17 protein-coding genes and 1 pseudogene are annotated in these 19,089 nt (G+C 70.3%); 8 read left to right on the top strand and 10 right to left on the bottom strand.

The window, feature by feature from the left end; translation table 11 throughout:
• Positions 1 to 16: 16 nt before the first annotated feature.
• A complete protein-coding gene (locus OG698_RS42985) occupies positions 17 to 1,600 on the bottom strand; it encodes an APC family permease (protein WP_406109580.1) in 1,584 nt (527 codons plus the stop codon).
• Between the two features lie 148 nt (positions 1,601 to 1,748).
• Between OG698_RS42985 and OG698_RS42990 the strand changes: the two genes are divergently transcribed.
• Both OG698_RS42990 and OG698_RS42995 read left to right on the top strand, forming a co-directional pair.
• The gene (locus OG698_RS42990) at positions 1,749 to 3,143 is read left to right on the top strand and encodes a flavin monoamine oxidase family protein (RefSeq protein ID WP_406109581.1); all 1,395 of its coding nucleotides are present in this window, start codon (positions 1,749 to 1,751) and stop codon (positions 3,141 to 3,143) included.
• A gap of 14 nt (positions 3,144 to 3,157) precedes the next feature.
• Positions 3,158 to 4,036 (top strand): TetR family transcriptional regulator C-terminal domain-containing protein, encoded by an 879-nt coding sequence (locus OG698_RS42995; RefSeq protein WP_406109582.1) that lies wholly within the window; start codon positions 3,158 to 3,160, stop codon positions 4,034 to 4,036.
• A 32-nt stretch (positions 4,037 to 4,068) separates the two neighbouring features.
• On the opposite strand, the gene OG698_RS43000 is transcribed toward OG698_RS42995, so the two are convergent.
• On the bottom strand, positions 4,069 to 4,800 hold the full coding sequence (locus tag OG698_RS43000; protein WP_406109583.1) for a TetR/AcrR family transcriptional regulator: 732 nt from the start codon (positions 4,798 to 4,800) through the stop codon (positions 4,069 to 4,071).
• Positions 4,801 to 4,942: 142 nt separating this feature from the next.
• On the opposite strand from OG698_RS43000, the gene OG698_RS43005 reads away from it, so the two are divergent.
• Both OG698_RS43005 and OG698_RS43010 read left to right on the top strand, forming a co-directional pair.
• A complete protein-coding gene (locus OG698_RS43005; RefSeq protein ID WP_406109584.1) occupies positions 4,943 to 5,878 on the top strand; it encodes a carbon-nitrogen hydrolase family protein in 936 nt (311 codons plus the stop codon).
• Positions 5,871 to 7,199, top strand: coding sequence for an APC family permease (locus tag OG698_RS43010; protein WP_406109585.1), 1,329 nt, complete (start codon positions 5,871 to 5,873; stop codon positions 7,197 to 7,199). Before OG698_RS43005 ends, OG698_RS43010 begins: the two co-directional genes overlap by 8 nt.
• 9 nt (positions 7,200 to 7,208) lie before the next feature.
• Here the strand turns inward: OG698_RS43010 and OG698_RS43015 are convergent, their stop codons facing one another.
• Positions 7,209 to 9,290, bottom strand: coding sequence for a SpoIIE family protein phosphatase (locus OG698_RS43015; RefSeq protein ID WP_406109586.1), 2,082 nt, complete (start codon positions 9,288 to 9,290; stop codon positions 7,209 to 7,211).
• A gap of 143 nt (positions 9,291 to 9,433) precedes the next feature.
• Positions 9,434 to 10,594, bottom strand: a complete 1,161-nt coding sequence (locus tag OG698_RS43020) for a D-alanyl-D-alanine carboxypeptidase family protein (RefSeq protein ID WP_406109587.1) — start codon at positions 10,592 to 10,594, stop codon at positions 9,434 to 9,436.
• 192 nt (positions 10,595 to 10,786) lie between these two features.
• Here OG698_RS43020 and OG698_RS43025 point away from each other — a divergent pair, with 192 nt between their 5' ends.
• The gene (locus tag OG698_RS43025) at positions 10,787 to 11,014 is read left to right on the top strand and encodes a hypothetical protein (RefSeq protein ID WP_406109588.1); all 228 of its coding nucleotides are present in this window, start codon (positions 10,787 to 10,789) and stop codon (positions 11,012 to 11,014) included.
• 27 nt (positions 11,015 to 11,041) lie between these two features.
• Here the strand turns inward: OG698_RS43025 and OG698_RS43030 are convergent, their stop codons facing one another.
• The 3 genes from OG698_RS43030 to OG698_RS43040 form a co-directional block, all read right to left on the bottom strand.
• Complete coding sequence (locus tag OG698_RS43030) at positions 11,042 to 11,857, bottom strand: SAM-dependent methyltransferase (protein WP_406109589.1); 816 nt, start codon at positions 11,855 to 11,857, stop codon at positions 11,042 to 11,044.
• Positions 11,858 to 11,971: 114 nt separating this feature from the next.
• Complete coding sequence (locus OG698_RS43035) at positions 11,972 to 12,751, bottom strand: class I SAM-dependent methyltransferase (protein ID WP_406109590.1); 780 nt, start codon at positions 12,749 to 12,751, stop codon at positions 11,972 to 11,974.
• Positions 12,752 to 12,858: 107 nt separating this feature from the next.
• Positions 12,859 to 13,587: a TetR/AcrR family transcriptional regulator gene (locus OG698_RS43040; protein WP_406109591.1), complete on the bottom strand. Its 729-nt coding sequence runs from the start codon at positions 13,585 to 13,587 to the stop codon at positions 12,859 to 12,861.
• A 106-nt stretch (positions 13,588 to 13,693) separates the two neighbouring features.
• Here OG698_RS43040 and OG698_RS43045 point away from each other — a divergent pair, with 106 nt between their 5' ends.
• Positions 13,694 to 14,572, top strand: coding sequence for a patatin-like phospholipase family protein (locus OG698_RS43045; protein WP_406109592.1), 879 nt, complete (start codon positions 13,694 to 13,696; stop codon positions 14,570 to 14,572).
• A gap of 5 nt (positions 14,573 to 14,577) precedes the next feature.
• The gene (locus OG698_RS43050) at positions 14,578 to 15,774 is read left to right on the top strand and encodes a cytochrome P450 (protein ID WP_406109593.1); all 1,197 of its coding nucleotides are present in this window, start codon (positions 14,578 to 14,580) and stop codon (positions 15,772 to 15,774) included.
• 211 nt (positions 15,775 to 15,985) lie between these two features.
• Here the strand turns inward: OG698_RS43050 and OG698_RS43055 are convergent, their stop codons facing one another.
• Complete coding sequence (locus tag OG698_RS43055; protein ID WP_406109594.1) at positions 15,986 to 16,336, bottom strand: hypothetical protein; 351 nt, start codon at positions 16,334 to 16,336, stop codon at positions 15,986 to 15,988.
• A gap of 210 nt (positions 16,337 to 16,546) precedes the next feature.
• On the opposite strand from OG698_RS43055, the gene OG698_RS43060 reads away from it, so the two are divergent.
• Positions 16,547 to 16,843, top strand: a complete 297-nt coding sequence (locus OG698_RS43060; RefSeq protein ID WP_406109595.1) for a YciI family protein — start codon at positions 16,547 to 16,549, stop codon at positions 16,841 to 16,843.
• Between the two features lie 58 nt (positions 16,844 to 16,901).
• Here the strand turns inward: OG698_RS43060 and OG698_RS43065 are convergent.
• Positions 16,902 to 17,834: pseudogene (locus tag OG698_RS43065) on the bottom strand (endonuclease/exonuclease/phosphatase family protein); the annotation flags it as partial.
• 53 nt (positions 17,835 to 17,887) lie between these two features.
• Positions 17,888 to 18,982: a hypothetical protein gene (locus OG698_RS43070; RefSeq protein WP_406109596.1), complete on the bottom strand. Its 1,095-nt coding sequence runs from the start codon at positions 18,980 to 18,982 to the stop codon at positions 17,888 to 17,890.
• Positions 18,983 to 19,089 lie beyond the last annotated feature (107 nt).

Genomic DNA, 19,089 nt, shown 5'->3' on the forward strand with positions numbered 1-19,089 from the left:
TGAGGGGCTGTGACGTTCAGCGGGAGATGCGCTCGTGCGGGGGCCGGTGCTCGGCGACGGCCGCGGTCCCCTTCGGCGCCCCGGTGAAGAACCGCGGTGCGATGCGCCCGTAGGCCAGCATCAGCAGGTAGCCGAGGAGCAGCGTCCCGACGCCGATGACGAAGACTCCGCCGACGCGCCAGTGGGGTGCGAAGGGGAGGGTCCAGGACGTGTAGCTGTTCACCGGGTCCCAGTCGTTCTTCAGGCTCCACAGCCCGGCCGCGACGAGGATCAGGCCGCCGATCGCGGGCAGGGTGAGGCGCAGCCAGAAGTCGGCGGCGCTGCGCCGCCATTGGGTGCGGTGGGCCCAGGCCGAGGTGAGGCCCGTGAGGCCGTAGTAGAACGCGATCATGAGTCCGCAGGAGGACACGGCGTCGCCGATGACCTGACCGTGGCTCAGGAAGTTCATGACGACGTAGCAGACCGCTCCCGCGACCCCGGTGGCGATGGTGCTGAACTGCGGGACGGAGTAACGCGGGTGGACTTTCGCGAAGACGCGCGGCGCGGCTCCGCGGCCGCCCATCGCCAGGAGCGTGCGCCCCAGGGAGAGCACGGTCGTCTCGGTGGACGCGGCTGCGGAGGACAGCACCATCAGGACGAGCAGATGCCACAGGAAGGACCCGAAGCCGCTGTCGCCGAAGACGGCCTTGCCGATGGCGGAGAAGACGTCACCGAAGTTGTCGGGGTTGCCGAGCCCCGTGCCGGTCGTGCCGGTGCCGGCGAAGGCCAGGGTCGCCACGGTCGCGACGAGGTAGAGCACGAGCAGCATGACCGTGGAGGAGACGGCGGCGACGCCGGGTGTCCGGTGCCGGTCGGTGGTCTCTTCATTGACGGTGAGCGCGGTCTCCCAGCCCCAGTAGATGAACAGCATCAGGACGAGGCCGCTGACGAATGCGCTGGGTGAGGAGACCTCGAACGGGTTGAGCCAGGACCAGTGCGGATGCCGTGCGCCGGCACCGGCGTTCCCGGTGTAGACGCGTACGAGCGCGACCACCGAGAAGACCGCGAGCATCGCGAACTCGAGGAAGAGCAGGGCGCGTTGGACGGCGGCGGCCACTTCGATGCCGCGGTAGCAGACGGCCGTCATCAGGGCGATCCAGCCCAGTCCCGCCAGGAGGACCCAGGGGCTGGACGGGTCGGAGCCGATGCCTTTCGCGCCGAAGAGGATGAAGACGTACTGGCCGGCGACCTGGGCCAGGCTCGCCATCACCAGGGTGAACGAGGTGATGATGGCCCAGCCGCCCATGAAGCCGACGCGTGGGCCGAGGACGCGGGTGGCCCAGGTGAAGATGGTTCCGCAGTCCGGCTCCTGGCGGTTGAGAGCGGCGTAGCCGAAGGAGACGAAGAGGATCGGGACGAACGCGAGCACGACGATCGACGGCGCCTGGAAGCCGACGAAGGCGACGATGAACGCGAGGGTCGCGGCGAGGCTGTAGGCGGGGGCGGCGGACGCCACCGAGAGGATCAGGCTCGTGGTCATGCCGAGCGCACCGGTGCGCAGGCCCTTTTCCTGCGAGCTGTCGGGTGCGGCTTCCGGAGTGGTGTCAGGTGACGTTGCCATGGGCGGACCCCCTGTCCGGGGTGGGTGGCGAATCGCAAGATTGATGCGTGGGTCAATGATGCTGGCGGTGCGGGGCATGTCAAGACTTCCGGACGGATTTATCGCAACGATTGACTGATGGATCAGTCTTGCGACATGCTCTGCGGCCATGTGGGAACAGACCGAAATGGACCTGGTCGAATCCGAGGTGGTCGTCGTGGGCGGCGGCTACGCGGGACTGGCCGCAGCTCTTCAACTCCATGACACGGGCGTCGACTTCACCCTCGTCGAGGCGGCCGACCGCGTGGGCGGCCGCGTGCTCACCGAGACCCGGCCCGCCGGCGTGACGCTCGATCACGGCGGCCAGTGGGTCGGCCCGACCCAGACACACCTGCTCGCCCTCGCGGACCGCTTCGGCTGCGCCACCTTCCCGACCTGGGAGACCGGCAAGCACGTCGAGGTGTGGCACGACGGCGGCACCGCCCCCTACATCGGCGCGGCACCGGCCGACGGCCCCGGCATCGCGGAGTACACCCGCGTCAGCGAAGTCCTCGACGAGCTCGCCGGGACCGTGGACACCCAACAGCCCTGGCGCACACCCCGGTTCGCCGAGTGGGACGCCCAGACAGCCGAGTCGTTCTTCCGCGCGCAGACCGACGACGCGGACGCCCGGCGCCGCCTGGCACTCGCCGTGCAGGGCCTGTGGTGCGCGGAGCCGTACGAGATCTCGCTGTTCCATGTGCTGTTCTACATTGCCGCCGCCGGCGGGTACGAGCAGCTCATGGAGACGCGGGACTGCGCCCAGGACAGCCGCTTCGTCACCGGAGCCGCCGGCCCGGCCCGCGCCGTAGCCGACCTCCTCGGCCGGCGTGTCCGGCTCGGTGAGCAGGTCCGGTCGATCGAGTACGACGAGGACGGTGTCCGCGTCCGGACCGCGTCCACCGTGTTCGAGGCCCGCAGGGTCATCGTCGCGCTGCCGCCACAGGCGGTCCGCACCGTCCGCTTCACCCCGGGGCTCCCCGTCAGCAGGGACGGCTGGCTGTCCCACAGCCCGATGGGACGCGTCGCCAAGGTCCACGCGGTGTACGACTCCCCGTTCTGGCGGGCCGCCGGACTCTCGGGCGTCGCCACGCTCTACGACGACGGACCGGTGGGCGTCGTGTTCGACAACTCCCCCCACGACGCCTCCCGGGGCGTCCTCGTCGGATTCGTCTACGGCGACCGGGTCACCGACTGGAGCGACCTCGGCGACGCCGGCCGCCGTGAGGCCGTACTGGCGAGCTTCACCACCGTCGTCGGGGAGGAGGCGGCACGGCCGCTCGACTACACGGAGAAGATCTGGTCGCGGGACACCTTCGCGAAGGGCGGCTACGAGGCGTACGTAACCCCCGGCGGCTGGACGGGATACGGGCGGCGCGGCTGGCGGGAACCCACCGGGACCGTGCACTGGGCCGGAACCGAGACGGCTAGTGTGTGGAACGGCTACATCGACGGCGCCATTTCGTCGGGCCTGCGAGCGGCCGACGAGGTCGTGTCGGCACTCTCATCGCAAGCGGAAGGCTGAACGGACCCAGCTCAATGACGTCGATCCAAGGCGGGCCGGAGGACATCGCGGACGACACCGCGACCCTGGCGGACCGGGCGCGGCTCGTGGTGCTCTCGGCGCCCATCAGCCAGCGGGAGTTCGCCGACCGCGTGGGCATGGATCCCACCGCCCTGTCCAAGGCCCTGCGCGGCAACCGCCGCCTCCAGGACCACGAGGTCGCCGCGATCGCGCAGGTCGGCAAGGTGTCGCAGCGGTATCTGCGCACCGGCGCGGGAAGGCCGCCCGCCACGGGTGGCGGGCAGGCCGTGCGCCGCCGCGCCGACGCCGTGGACGCCGACCTGCGCCGCGCCCAGATCCTGGAAGCCACCGCCCGCCTCATCGCCCGCCGCGGGTTCCACAAGGTACGGGTCGCCGACATCGCCCGCGCATGCGGCACCAGCACCGGCACGGTCCACTACCACTTCCCGACGAAGGATCACGCGCTGCGGTCCGCGCTCGTCTTCTACGCCGACCGCTTCCACGCGCGCCTCGAAGAGGAGTTCAGGACGGCCGACACCACCGTCGAGAAGCTGCGCCGGCTGATCGAGGTGCAGCTGACGACCACCGAAGAGGATGCCGACGAATGGTCGGTGTGGGTGCAGTCGTGGAACGAGGCCATCCTCGACCCGACGCTCAGGGAAGGACAGAAGGGCGTCCACGTCCGCTGGCGCGAGATCGTCCTCGACCTGCTGCGGACCTGCCAGCGCGAGGGGATGGCGCAGGGCGCGGACGCGGAGGCCATGGCCAGCCGCTTCACCAGCATGGTCGACGGCATGGCCATCCAGGTCCTCGCGGGGACGGGCGACATGGACGCGACGCGGATGCGCGAGCTGTTGCTGGATGCCTTCGAGCCGTACATCACGCTGCGCTAGCGGTGCTCGACGCGCGGACCTCGGGCGTTGGGTCAACTGCCACCGGCGGCCCGCTCGATCGCGGCGATGACCGCTTCCACCGCAGTGTCGTAGAGGGCCTTCTGACTGACGGAGCTGAGCTGGTCGATGTGTGCCCGCGTGGCCGGGTACTCATCCGCGGGCAGATGCGCGTAGACCCGCGTCCACGCGGTGGCGTCCTTCTCCCGCACCTCGGGATCCAGTGAGCTGAGCGCCGCGGAGTGGGCGCAGAGTCCGAGGGCGGTGTCGACGAAGGTCCTGTAGTACAGGACGGCCTCGGCGGGGGCGAGCCCCGAGCGCGTGAACGTGGTGAGCTGAAGCTCGACCAGCCGGGCCTCGTACGGACCTCCCGTGGTGCGCGCGAAGGTCAGCACGGTGATCGCCGGGAAGCGGGTCTGCACCTGCCAGGTGGCCTCGGCGATCCTTCGCAGCGTGTCCTGCCAGGGCTCGTCGCCCGGCACCTCGCCGATCTCGCCGAGGATCGTCTCGATGGTGCGCTCGCACACGGCGAGGAGCAGCTCGTCCTTGTCGCGGAACAGCCGGTAGAGCACGGCCGCGTCGACATCGAGTTCCTGGCCGAGCCTGCGCATCGTCAGGCCGGCGACACCCTCCCGCTCGGCGAGCGTGAACGCGGCGTTCACCGCCGCCTCCTGCCGCAGGGTCCTGCGCTCCCGCCGCGTGGGCTGCCGGGCGGCGTCGCCCCCGGACCGCTCGGTCGGGGCCGCGGACGCGGTGTTCTTCGCCATGGCGGAACTTTACCAAGGTTCGTCAGCAGAAATGACAACACCGTTGACAACGGCGTTACGCATCGGGTTCCGTGTCCCCGTCACGCCGATCGGCAGGCCGTCGAGTGCTCGTGCCGGTCCGTCCACCAGAGTCAGGAACCCCATGAGCCGCCACCTACGTCTTGCCCTCGTCCAGGCACCAGCGGAATCCTTCGAGCAGTTCGCCGAGGGGCTGCGGCTGCGCATGAAGTCGCCCAACGCGGCCGACCTCGTCGTCTATCCCGAGGCGCATCTCTACTCGCTGGGCACGGACTCGATGTCCGCAGAGGAGCTGTACGACGCCCACGCGGAGCCGCTGGACGGCCCGCGCGGGAAGGCACTGGGAGCCCTGGCCCGCGAGCTGGGGATCTGGCTCGTCCCCGGGACGGTCCTCGAACGCGACGCGGACGGCAGCGTCTACAACACCGCCGTGGTCTACAACCCGGACGGCGAACTCGTCGCCGGCTACCGGAAGATCTTCACCTGGCGCCCCTACGAACCGGTGTGCGTCGGCCGGGACTTCGTCGTCTTCGACATACCCGGACACGGCCGCGTCGGCCTCTCGATCTGCTACGACAGCTGGTACCCCGAGCTCACCCGCCACCTCGCGTGGATGGGCGCCGAGCTGGTGATCAACGTGGTCCAGACACCGACCGCGGGACGCGCCCAGGAAATCCCGATCAACCAGGCCAACGCGATCGTCAACCAGGTCTGGGTGGCCAGCGTGAACGGCGCGGCCCCCACGGCCCACGGCCGCAGCCTCCTCGTGGACCCCGAGGGACACGTCCAGGTCGCCGCCGCCGGCATGGAGGACGTCACGCTGACCAGCGTCGTCGACTTCGACCGCGTCGCGGCCGCGCGAAAGTACGGGACCTGTGGGGACTCCTGGCCGTGGGACCACTTCACCGCCGGCGACACTCCGCTGGAGCTGCCGCTCTACAACGGCCGCATCGACCCCGCCACCTGGCGGCCCGCCGTCTCCCGCGAAACCCCCGACGACCTGCGCCCCACCGGCCACACGGTCTTCGAGCGCCCCGCCGAGGAGTCCGGCGATGAGTGACACCTCCGTGAGCCTCACCCCGAAGCTGTCGCTGACGTCGGTGGTCACCTTCGGCCTCGCCTACATGGCGCCCAGCATGGTCATGGTGATCTTCGGCGTGATCTCCGCGGCCAGCTCGGGCGCCGCGCCGACCGCGCTCCTCGTCGCCACCGGCGCCATGTTCCTCACCGCGCTGAGCTACGCGAAGATGGCCCGCCACTACCCGACCTCCGGCTCGGCGTACGTCTACACCAGGAACCTGTTCGGCTCACCGGTCGGCTTCCTCGTCGGCTGGGCCGTGCTGCTCGACTACCTGTTCCTGCCGATGGTCGCCTGGCTCGTCCAGTCGATCTACCTGAACGCGCAGTTCCCCGGCATCCCGGTCTGGGTGTGGATGCTCCTCAACGCCGGCCTGACCACGCTCGTCAACATCATCGGGCTCACCCTGACCGACCGCGTCAACAAACTCCTGACCGGCCTGGCCGTGTTCATCGTGCTGCTCTTCGTCGCGTACTGCCTGGTCCACCTCGGACACCACACCCCGAAGTCCTACACACAGCCGCTGTGGAACAGCGGAAGCAGCCTCGGCGGCATCTCGGCGGCCGCCGCCATCGCCGCCTACTCCTACCTGGGATTCGACGCGGTGACCACGCTCTCCGAAGAGACCCGCGACGCGCGGCGCACCATCCCCCGGGCCGTCGTCCTCGTCATCGCGATCGGCGGACTCCTCTTCGCCGCCGTGGCTTACGTCATGCAACTCGTCCACCCGGGCGGCGTGTTCGAGGACCCGGAGGTCATCTCGTACGCGATGTCCATCGAGGTCGGCGGCCAGACGTTCGCCGACTGGACCAACATGGCCGGCATCATCGGCGGGTTCGCCTCGGGCCTCGCCGTACAGCTCAGCTCCAGCCGCCTGCTCTACACCATGGGCCGTGACGGCGTGCTGCCCAAGCGGTACTTCGGGGCGCTGCACCCGAGGACCAGGACCCCGGTGCTCTGCCTCCTGCTCACCGGCGCCATGTGTGTGCTCGGCCTCGACATCTCCCTCGCGACCGCGACGTCGTTCATCAACTTCGGGGCGTTCCTCGCCTTCACCGCGGTCAACGCCGGTGTCGTCGTCTACTTCGTCCGCCACCGCGGCGAGGGCGGCGTGAAGGTACTGGGCTACGTCGTCGCACCCGCGCTCGGCGCCTGCGTCACCATCTACCTGATGACGCAGCTCAGCTCGGTCGCCCTCACCATCGGACTGTGCTGGCTCGCCGCGGGAGGCGCCCACCTGCTCTGGCTCACCCGCGGATTCAGCCGCCCCACACCGGAGTTGAGCATGGGGGAAAGCTCGTAAGGTCCGTGGCTAGACCAGATCGAGGGACAGCTCGCACCACACCGTCTTGCCGTTGCCGCGGGGTTCGACGCCCCAGGCCGTGGCGAGTTCCTCGATGAGCATGATGCCGCGGCCGGAGGTGGCACGTTCGGGCGCGGCCCGGCGGCGGGGCGACGCGGTCGACGTGTCGCTGACGGCCAGACGCAGGCCCCGGCCACTGTGCAGTACCGGTCTGGCCGTCAGCGTGGCGCTGCCGTCGGTGTGCACCAGGGCGTTGGTGGCGAGTTCGCAGGCGAGGAGTTCCGCCGTGTCACTGAGAGCCTCCAGCGACCAGCTGTGCAGCGCCTCGCGCAACGCGATCCGCGCGTTGCGCAGGGCGTCGGGATCGCTGGGGGAGATGACCGCCTCCATACGCGGTGCCGGGGTTGCCTTCCCCCGGGACCGGTGCAGCACCAGGAGAGCCACGTCGTCCTCTTCGCCCGTGAAGGGGGCCATGGCGTCCAGCAGATGGTCGGCGAGTGCGTCGGGCGGCCCCGGCCCTGCCTCCAGCGCGTCGAGGAGCCGCCCACGCCCCAGGTCGATGTCCGCGCCGCGCGACTCGATGAGCCCGTCCGTGCACAGCACCAGGGTCGAGCCGGGTTCGACGACCGTCTCGAAGACCGGGTACGCGGGCTGGCCACCGGGCGCGTTGAGACCGAGGGGCAGGCCACCGGGGATGTCGAGCCAGGCACAGCTTCCGTCGGGGGCACGCAGTACGGGCTCCGGATGGCCCGCGCGCACCACCGAGGTCATCCCGGTGAGCGGATCGACGAGGGCCATGAGACAGGTGGCGAACCGGTCGGTGTCGAGCTCGGCCAGGAAGGCGGAGGCGCGCGCCATGGCCGTGGACGGTGGATGCCCCTCGGCGGCGTACGCGCGCAGAGCGATGCGCAGCTGCCCCATCACGGCGGCGGCCGTCACATCGTGACCCTGCACATCGCCGACGACGACGGCGATCCGCCCGTCGGGCAGCGTCAGCGCGTCGTACCAATCGCCACCGATGCCGCCCCGGGCGCGCGTGGGCCGGTAACGGGTCGCGAGGTCCACGCCGGGCACGTGCGGCAGGATCCCGGGGAGCATCGCCGTCTGCAGCCCCGCGGCGAGCTCGTGCTCCTGGTCGTAGAGCAGCGCCCGCTGGAGCGACTGCGCGATGACCTTGCCGAGCGCCGTCAGCACGGTCCGCTCCTCCGGCGGGAAGCTCGCCCGCCCCTCGTATGTGAGCCCGACGGCACCTATCGGGGTGTCCTGCGCAATCAGTGGCAGATACACCGCTGCCGCGGCGTCCGGGAAATGCGACAGGTACGGCGTCAGCGCCGGATAGCGGGCGATGAAGTCCAGCCTGTTCGTCACGAACACCGCCTCGCGGGTGCGCGCCGCCTCCGTCAGCGGCAGCGGCTCACTCAGACGGGCCAGGTGAAAGTCCTGGATGAGGCCCTCGTGGACGCCGTTGGAGCCCACCAGCTCCATGCGGCCGTTGTCGATCAGGCCGAGGATGATGCTGGAGGCACCTATCTGTTCCATCAGGTGCGAGTTGGTGAGGGCCTCCGCGACGTCCTCCACGGTGACGGTCGGCACGAGCGCGTCGCTGACGTGGACGACGACGTCGGACGGCCGTCGCTGGTCCTCCCGGGCCTGCCGCAGCAGCTCGGTCTGGTCCACCGCCCGCAGCTCCTGGCTCGCGTCGCGGATGATCCCGATGACCCGCACCGGACGGTTGTGCTCGTCCCGGACGATGTGGCCCTGCGTGTGTGTCCACTGCAGCCGCCCGTCGGGGTGCCGTACCCGGAAGTAGAGGCTGAATCCGGAGCGCTCCCGCAGGGCCCTGTCCACCAGCTCCTCGATGGCAGGCCGCTCGCTGGGCACGATCCGCTCACCCAGGGTGGCCAGCCGGCCGTCGAACTCGCCGGGCCGGAACCCCATGACGGCCAGGCCCCCGTCGTCATACTGCATGAGCCCGGCGGCCACGTCCCACGTGAACGTGCCCATGCCGTTGACCGCCAGGGCGAGGTGGGCGGCGGCCTCGGGATCACTCTGCGTATCGGGCACGCCGCTCGGTTCGGAGGAGCGATCCATGAAACCTCCTGGCCCGTACACCCTCGGTAACCGTGGGCGCGCCGGTTCACGGCTGCGCCGCGCGTGGCCACCTCCTCATTCTGCGCGGAATCGCGGAGGGGCGCCTGTCCGGCGCCGGGCCCCGGTGCGCGCTGGTCGGGCCGTCACCTGGTGGGGTGCCTGCGCCTGCGCCGGACAGCCTTGAGGATGAAGGGCACGCAGGCGAGACCGAGGAGGGCGACGGCCGCTCCCAGGTGACGGGTGAGGCCGGACGACGCGTCCTTGGACGTGGTGGAAGCCTGCGCGGCGGCGGCACCGTGATGGGCCGACTCCGGGCGATGTGACGGGGCGGCGTGCGAGGCCGGCCCTCGCCCCAGGCCCGCCCTCAGGGCGCCTGGAGCGGCCTCGAAACCCCAGTCCAGGAGTTCGCGGCTCTCTTCATAGACGGCGTTGGAGGACGTGTCCTGCGGATTCATGACAGTGACCAGGATCGTGCGGTTGCCTTGGGTCGCGGCGGAGACAAGCGTGTTGCCGGCCTCGGACGTGTATCCGTTCTTCACGCCGATCAGCCCCGGATAGGGCTCCACACCGTGGGATCCGACCAGCAGACGGTTGGTGTTCTGGATGCCGAAGGAGTCGGGGCCGCCCACGGCCGGGAACTGGGCCGACTTCGTGGAGCAGTAACGACGGAAGTCCGGGTTCCGCAACCCCGCCTTCGCGAACAGCGACAGGTCGTACGCGGATGAGTACTGCCCCGGGGTGTCGAAGCCGTCGGGCGTGCGCACCGAGGTGTCGTGCGCGCCGAGCCGGTTCGCGGTGGCCTGCATCTGAGCGAGTGTGAGATCCAGTCCGCCGTTCAGTCTGGCGAGCGTGTGCACCGCGTCGTTGCCGGAGCTGAGGAACACACCGCGCCACAGGTCGCCGACGGTGTAGCTGGTTCCTTCGTGCACGCCGACGAGACTGCTGCCGGGAGCCACGTCGGCGATGTCGGCAGTGACTGCCGTGTGCTCGGTGGCAGCGGGCAACTTCGGCAACAGAGCCAACGCGAACAGCGTCTTGAGGGTGCTGGCCGGCGGCAGGCGAAGGTGCGGCGCCTTGGCGGCCAGCAGCTCGCCGGTACCGACGTCGGTCACCGTCCAGGACAGGGCCGACAGCTCCGGCGCGTCCGGCGTCCCCGGCGCGGTCTGGATCTGACTGCTCACGCCGTCGGAGCGTGGCACCGCGGCCGCGACGCCGCCGACCGGGCCGACCACGATCGCCGCACCGGCGACGGAGGCGACAACTGACTTGGTAATACAGGGGTAAAAGCCTACGAATCGTGCCATGGCGGCAACTTAGGATCGTTGTTCTCCTCCTGCCATCGCACTTACGCCATCCGGCGGGGGCCGGGAGGCTCCATGTGACATCGAGTGGTTCCCGCCTCAAGGCCCCCCGCACGAAGACCGTCGGCGTGTCATGAGAGCGCTGTCCTGAGGGTGTTGTGCAACATGCCTCGGCGACCTGCGAGACTTTCCCGCGTGAGTCATTCCCGCCGCCCCTTGGGCACCGGACCGAGCCGCGACCAGGCCTCTGAGCCTGCGCGCGCCGCACGAGGCCGCACGGCTGCGGAGCGAGCAGGCGCCGCCCCGCAACCACTCGACCCCCACCCCGACCCGCACCTCGCCGACGACGCGGACCTCACGGACTCCGGCCGGCGCCGCCTCGGCGCCGGCCCGTGGTCGCGGCAGGACCACCCGGACGCGTAGACCGATCCGCCCCGGCTCCCGGCGTACTTACGGCTTGCGGGCGAGGCCGCCGTGTTCGGCGACGAGCTCCGGGGCCGGAGAGGTCGATTCGGGGCGCCAGAACGGCACCGAGACCACGCCGGGTTCCAGGAGTTCGAGGCCGTCGAAGAACGCCGTGATCTCGTCGACCGGGCGCAGGAAGTAGGGGACGGCGCCGGAGCTGTTGTAACCGTCCTGGGCCTGCTCGAAGCCGGCGTCGAAGCCGCGCGACCCGTCGTTGATGGAGAGGTAGCTGCCCGACGGCAGTCCGTCCATCAGCCGCTTGACGATGGTCCGCGCCTGCTCGTAGTCGCCCATGTGGCCCAGGATGTTGCTGAGGATCAGGGCCGTGGGGCGGGTGAAGTCCAGCGTCTCGGCGGCCGCCGCAAGGATGCGGTCGGGGTCGGACAGGTTCGCGTCGACGTAGGCGGTCGCACCCTCGGGGGTCGAGGTGAGGAGCGCGCGGGCGTGCGCGAGGACCATCGGGTCGTGGTCGACGTACACGATCTTGGTCTCGGGGGCGAGCCGCTGGGCGACTTCGTGGGTGTTGTCGACGGTCGGCAGGCCGGTCCCGATGTCCAGGAACTGGCGGATGCCGGCCTCGGTGACCAGGTACGAGATGTTGCGGCGGAGAAAGGCGCGGCTGCTTCGGGCGATGGTGGAGATCCCGGGGAACGCGGCGCTGTACGCGTCGCCCGCCTCCTCGTCGACCGGGTAGTTGTCCTTTCCGCCCAGCCAGTAGTTCCAGATCCGGGCCGAATGCGGAACCGACGTGTCGATCTTCTGGTGAGCCGCAGCTCCGGGCGTCGTCGCGTCGTCCGTCATGGGTACCGTCCGTCTTCCAACCGAGGCGTGAACTCTTTCCACGGCATAACTTACGTCCCAACAATCGTGGCACGCACACCAGTTCGCGCGATCCGCCACGAGAGTCGAGGACACTCACAGGCGCCGGACGCGCAGCACGCCGGTCAGCATCGGGAGGGTGAACTCGCCGTGGGCGGTCTCCGGTCTGCTCGTAAGGAATGCGCGGATCGGGTCGAGCGTGGCCTCCCGTTCCTGTTCCGGCATGACGAGCACCCCCGCCTTGGTCGCGAACGTCGCGACGAGGGAGTCGGCGGTCCGGCGCTGCCCGTGCGGGAACTCGGTCTGCTCAGGGGAGCCGAACCGGGCGAGCAGGCCGGCACTTGGAAGATGTGCGCCGGCCGTCTCGGCGCGCCAACTGCTGCGCGTGTCCCGCGGGCCGATGGCCGCGCTCCCACTGACGCGCTCAAGCTGGGCAACCCAGTCGACCTGGTTGTCGAAGACGTTCCACAAGCCGGCCAGCATGCCACCGGGTGCGAGGACTCTGGCAATCTCGGGTCCCGCGACGTCCATGTCGAACCAGTGCATGGCGTTGCCGGCCACGACGGCATCGACGGACGCGTCAGGCAGCGGTACCGCCTCAGCACTGCCCGGCAAGGCGCGGACAGTCGGCAGCGCGCGGCCCAACTCGGTCAGCATCGCCGGGTCGGGTTCGACCGCGATGACCTCGGCGCCCAGCGCGACCAGCGCGGCGGTCAGTTTGCCCGTTCCGGCGCCGAGGTCGAGCACTCGGAGGCCCGGCGCGGGCTCGAGCGCCCAACGCACCGCAGCCTGCGCGTAGTCCGGGCGGTGCTCGGCGTATGAGGGCGCCGCCGCACCGAACGACGAGCTGTGCAGTATCCGTTCGTCCTGTTCCACTTGGCGACCGTAGCTGTGCCGCGCGGTCCGTGTGCCCCCTTTCGCACTTGCGACGGCGGCGGACGCGCAGCGCCTTCGCGGACACCCTTGGCGGACGGCTTCACCCGTCAGCGGTTGAAGTGGTGCAACGTGTCGTCGAGTTGCGCGGGAGTGAGCGCGGGGGAGGGGAGTGGGGGCGACGGCGGTGTGGCGCGGAGGCTGTCGCAGAGGAGCGCGAGGGGGCGGTGCCAGGCGTCGGCGGTGGTCGCTGTGGTGAGCGCGGGGACCGCGCGGCCGAGCGCGGCGAGGGCGAACAGGACGTCCTCGGTGGTGACATCGGGGCGGACGGTTCCCTGGTCGCGACCGCGTTCGAGGAGGAGTTCCATGGTGCGGTGGTTGTGGGTGTGTACGGCCTCCAGTGACTCGACGCCCTCCAGGTGGGTCGTCATGAGGTCGTTCGTCCCGCGGTCGGTGGCCAGAACGGTGAACACGGCCTGGAGGTAGCCGGTCAGCCCCGTCCAGGCGTCGTCGGTGGACCGGGCGCGTTCGCCGGCGTCCATCGTGCCGCTCAGCTGGTCGCGGAAGACCGCGTCGACGAGTGCGGCGCGGTGGGGAAAGTGCCGGTACAGGGTGGCATTTCCCACGCCCGCGCGACGGGCGATCACGTCCAGCGGCGCGCTCAGGCCCTGTTCGGTGAACACCTCGTGGGCGGCGTCGATCAGAAGGTCCCTGTTGCGCCGGGCGTCTCGGCGGCGGACGGGTGCGCCTGCGCCCGCAGCGTCTTTGCCGCTGCCGCTGCCGCTGCCGGTGCGGCCGGTGTCCGCGATCCCGTTCGGGCGGTCCGTTCTGTCTGTCATCTTCATCGCCCTTCACGGTACCGGGGAGTGCTCCCCGGTACCGATGCTATCGTCGAAGTGAGAAGTGGGGAGTACTCCCCGTTTACTGCTTCGAGGGGGTTGCGGCATGAGCGACAGAGGCGATAAGAGCGACAAGAGCGACGGGTACGGCACGGCGCTGGTGCTCGGCGGCGGCGGACCCGTGGGCGGCGCCTGGATGACAGGCGTGCTGGCCGGGCTCGCCGACGCGGGGATCGACCTCCTGCGTGCCGACCTGGTCATCGGCACGTCGGCGGGCGCGATCTTCGGTGCCCGTATGGCCTGTGGCGAATCCGCTCGCGAGTTGCACGAGCGGCAGCTGGCCCGAGCCGATCAGATCGACCTGCCGGTCACCACCGCCCAGACTCTGCGATTTCTCTGGGCGGCACTGGGGTCCCGTGACTCGCAGCGGTCCGTACAGCGGCTTGGACGAGCCGCGCTCGCCGCTCGGACAGCACCCGAATCAGACGTCCGCCGCACCATAGCGACCCTGCTGCGGGATGCCACCGACTGGCCCACGAACACCGATCTGCGGATCACGGCAATCGACGCGCACACCGGGTCACTTGAGACGTTCGATGCCGCCGGACAGGTCACGCTCGCGGAAGCGGTCGCGGCGAGTTGTGCTGTCCCCGTTGTCTGGCCACCGGCGTCGGCGGCCGGGCGCCGCTGGATCGACGGTGGCAGCCGCACCACGGCCAGTATCCATCTGGCGAGTGGCTGCCGACGGGTCCTGGTCGTCGCTCCGTTGACCACCGCGCCGGGCCCGCACCCGAGCGCCCAGCGGCAGGCGGCCGAACTCGCGGCCGCGGGAGCCGACATCGTGTTGGTGTCCCCGGACCGTGCCGCCCGTCGCGCCATGGGACGCGACATGACCGCCGATACGCGCAGGCCCGCCGCCGCCCGCGCCGGCCATGCACAGGCCACGGCGCTCGCGGAAACGGTGACCCGTCTGTGGAAGGGATGACGAGGATGCAGCAGCCACCTACCCTCAACGACCACGCCCCGGAAGGCCACGACGTGGCCGCAGACCCCTTCCCCGTATACGCGTCCCTACGGGCCAAGGGTCCCGTGCACCGTGTCCTCGTCCCGGAGAGCGGCGAGGCGTGGCTGGTCGTCACGCGTGACGCGGCGCGCGCCGCGTTGACTGATCCGCGCCTGTGCAACGACATCCGGCACTCGGCCCCCTGGCGCGACGACGGGGGACACGCCATCGGGCGCAACATGCTCCAGACCGATCCACCCCAGCACACCCGCCTCCGCCGCCTGGTCGCGGGCCACTTCACCCCGGGTCGCATCACTGCCCTGCGCCCGCGGATCGAAGCCATGGCCACCGACCTGCTGGCCGAACTCCCGCGCCACGGGACCGCCGACCTGGTCAGCGCCTACGCACTGCCGCTGCCGGTCACCGTGATCTGCGACCTCCTGGGCATCCCGGCATCCGACCGCGCTGTGTTCCACGCCTGGTCCAACGCGCTGGTCATGCCGGCGAACCCCGAGCAGGCGGTCACGGCAGCCACCGAGCTGACCACGTATCTGGCCGAGTTGATCGACCACAAACGCCGTACACCGGACTCCGGCCTGCTCAGCATCCTCGCCGCCACCGACACCGCGGCCGTTGACGCCCCCCTGGCCACCGACGAACTGCTCGGCATGGCCTTCCTTCTCCTTGTCGCGGGCCACGAGACCACCGTCAATCTCATCTCCGGTACGCTCCACGCCCTGCTCACCCACCCGGACCAGCTCGACCTCCTCAGAGCGGAACCTGAGCTGACGGGCGCGGCCGTCGAGGAATCGCTCCGCTACAACTCACCCGTACACGCAAGCGCGTTCCGCTTCGCCGCCGAACCACTCGACATCGCCGGAGTGCGCATCCCCGCGGGCGACGCCGTGCTCATCTCCCTCGCCGCCGCTTCCCGGGACCCACTGCACTTCCCCGACCCGGACCGGTTCGACATACGCCGGGCGCCCAACAGCCACCTCGGTTTCGGTCACGGCCTCCACCACTGCCTGGGCGCGCCCCTGGCCCGGGCCGAAGCCACCATCGCGCTCCGCCTGCTCCTCCACGACCGCCCCACCCTCGCGTTCGCGACGGACCCGGCCACCCTCACGTGGCGCACCAGCACCCTGCTCAGGGGCCTGACCGAACTGCCCCTGCGCGTCGGCTGAGAACCGGGACGGCCGCTCACGACCCACTGTCCCGCGACGTCCGCCGACCCTCCCCATGTCACAGACGGCCGCCCCGTCCCGTCTCGGGTGTGAGGGGCCGAATCGGAAGCGAGAGGGTGCTGGGAACTGAGTTATCCGTCCTGGCGGCAGGGCTTCCGGGAGAGCCTCGCGTGACCCGGACGGAGCAGGTCCCCCCGACGTGTCAGCGGCCCTAGGGCGAGGCCACCAGCATTTCGAAACCAGCCCGGTCGCAGTAGGAGGTCACCCTGACTGCGCTGTAGTGAATGTGGTGGACTACGGCCTCCTCGGTGTCACGCAGGATGTGACTGCCTCCCGTGTCCAGGTGCTCCCGGTCCAGTGTCTTCGCCGCGTCGACAACCATCTGAGCCGATACGGAGTCGACGTCATGCGTGGCGTCGTCTTGCTGCCACTGGCCGAACTGGGCGCAGAACCGCTGCTGTTGCGCCGTCGCCTTTTCGGGATCCGTGCTGTCGCCGAACGAGCATCCGCCGGTCAGCCCCAAGCAGAGCGCCACCACCGCTGCCGCTGTCGCAGCCGCCACCCGTCCGGAATGAGATCCACCCAGCCGTCCCCGCACCACAATCCCCCCAAGCCGTCCCACCGGCGTGGCTCGCCCTGGATGCGGGCTCCACGGACGGGATACTGATCTTTTCGACAGGCCGGGCAGCATAATCGCACAGCGATCGCCCCGACCTACCTCAGACTCGGACTGACCCCGGCTCACCCCAGACTCACAGGAGAGAACGCTCCGATGCCCATCTACGCTGTGACCTACACCTACACCGACGACTCCGCGGCCCGCGGCGAGCTCCACCCCGCCCACCGGGAGTTCCTCGGCACGCTCGTCGAGCAGGGGATCAACCTCGTCTCGGGCCCCTTCGTCGCCGGGGAGGCGCCCGGCGCGTTGCTCCTGTTCCGTGCCGCCGACAAGCAGGCGGCGCTGGCAGCCACGGACAAGGACCCGTTCCGCGTGCAGGGACTCGTCAGAGATGTCTCGGTCCAGGAGTGGAAGCCGGTGCTCGGACCGCTCGCCGACCAGCTGTCCTGACGTCGTGTGTGGCCGCCACCGACCTGGGGTGGCGGCTACGCGACACTCCCTGGCCCTGTGCGATCCGGGCGGCCACGGGCAGATGGTCGCTGCCGGTTTCGGGCAGCGTACGGATCTGGGTGACGGTCGCCGAGCGGGCCATCACCTGGTCGATCCGAGCCACCGGGAAGGCGGCGGGGAAGCTGAACGCGAATCCGCGCTCCGCCGTGTTCATGCGTGAGGTCAGCGGGGCCAACCCGCGGTCATCGACCGTGCTGTTGAGGTCGCCCAGCAGGATCACCGGCTTCAACTTCTCGGCAGCGACGGCCTGTCCCAGCATCCGGGCACTCTCGTCCCGCCACGTGGATCCGAGGCCGCTAGCCCCGACGCGGACCGAGGGCAGATGCGCGACGTACACCGCGATCTCGCCGCGCGGCGCGTGGACCACGGCGCGCAGCCCACGCTCCCAACTCTCCGTAATCCCACGGGGTTTGATGTCCACCATCCGGGAGTCGGTCAGCGGATGCTTCGACCAGAGCCCGACCGTGCCCCGGACCGCGTGGTACGGGTACCGCGGGGCCAGCGTCCTGTCGTAGACGGGCCGCGCTGCCGGGAGCAGCTCCTCCAGCGCGATGAGGTCGGGCCCGGCGTCGGCCAGGGCGCGGGCTGTGCCCGCCGGGTCGGTGTTCACGTCACTGACGTTGTGCTGCACCACGACCAGGTCGTCTGCGCGGGGTGTCTTCCCCGGCAACAGCAGCCCGCCGCAGAGGTACGTCCATGCCGCCACGGGCAGGAGCAGGGCCACCAGCGCTGCGGCCGAACGGCGCACCAGCGCCAGGGCGAGCAGCACCACGACCACCAGGCCGAGCCAGGGCAGGAACTGCTCCAGCAGACTGCCCAGGTGCCCCACGGAGTTGGGCACGGCCCGGTGGAACGCCAACAGTCCGGCCGTCACCACGGCAAGCGCGGCGAGCACGCGCCCCCGTGCCCAGGCCGACCGGTCCCACTTCACCCTTGGCGCCCCATCTGCTTCCCCGCACCGCTCACCCTGTTCCCCCGCACCACTCACGTCCGTGTCGCGGTCCCGCACTCCGCATCGTCGGCACCCTGCATGCGCGCGTCCATCGACGTGCTCCGGTCGTACGGGTCGACCTCGGGGCCGGCTCCCGGGCCGGTTGCTGCGCGCGCGGAGGGGAACTCCGGGACGTAGAAACCGGTGTCGTTGTCACAGCCGCCGTTGGCGGTGTCCGACTTGTAGGAGACGAGGGAGAACGTCCCCGGCTCGGTGATCACCTTCGCCGGGTCGTCCCAGCTCATCACCACCTCGCGGCGCACGATCGTGCGCGCGACCTCGTCCCTTCCCTCCGCGGCGTGCGCGACCGGATAGACGTACGTGACGTCGGTGGTCACCTCGACCGCACCGCGCTTGCCCTCCCGGTACGTGATCCGCCCGCGCGTCTTGACCACGTCCCCGACGAGACGCACCTTCTCCGTCGCGAAACGGCTGAACAGCAGCAGAGGATCGTCGTCCTGGCTCGGCGCGCGGAACGCGGTCGCCAGGTAGTCCTGGACGTCCTCCTGATCCGGATTGATCAACGCGATCGCCTTCTCGGGCGGCCGTCCGAGAAGCACACCGGAATCCAGATTGGACGCGGCAAGAAAGTCCCGGGACTTGTCGAGCGCCTGCGAGACCTGCGCCTTGCTCATCCAGCCGGTCGCCCGGGCCTCGGGGACGGTGATCCCCGCCGTTCCGTCACCCCACTGCGCCGCGGGCGATCCCCTGAACGGCTGCTGGAGGGTGGGCTGTTGGTCCGCCGCCTCCGTCGCGGGCGGCCGGCCGGGACGTACCGACTCCGCGGCGAGCGGTGTATCGCCGCCTCCACCGCCGAACCAATCGGTCACGCGCCCGGGATCCAGCGCCACGTACAGCATGCCCGCGGCGACGAGCAGACCGACCACGTACCAGCCCTTGCCCCGCCGCTGCCGGGCCGGTTCGTGCGTCCGCCACCCCTCGGGCCGGTCGGTCTCCTCCCGCAGCCGTCGCGTCACCATCCGGGCCCGGGCCGACGGTTCCTCGGGCGCGCCCTGAGTCCCGGCCTCGGCCTCCTTCTGGAAACGCTCCCACTCCTCGTCCGATATGGACGCCCCACCCTTGCTCACGATGTGCTCCCCGCCCCTTCCGCGGTACCTGACGCGGTGCTCCACCTTCATCGCGTCGAGTCGGCCGATGGCATGGTTGCCGCCTCGGCGTCGCTGATCTTAAACCG

Origin of the sequence: Streptomyces sp. NBC_01003 (assembly GCF_045162695.1) — a bacterium.
Classification (GTDB): domain Bacteria; phylum Actinomycetota; class Actinomycetes; order Streptomycetales; family Streptomycetaceae; genus Streptomyces.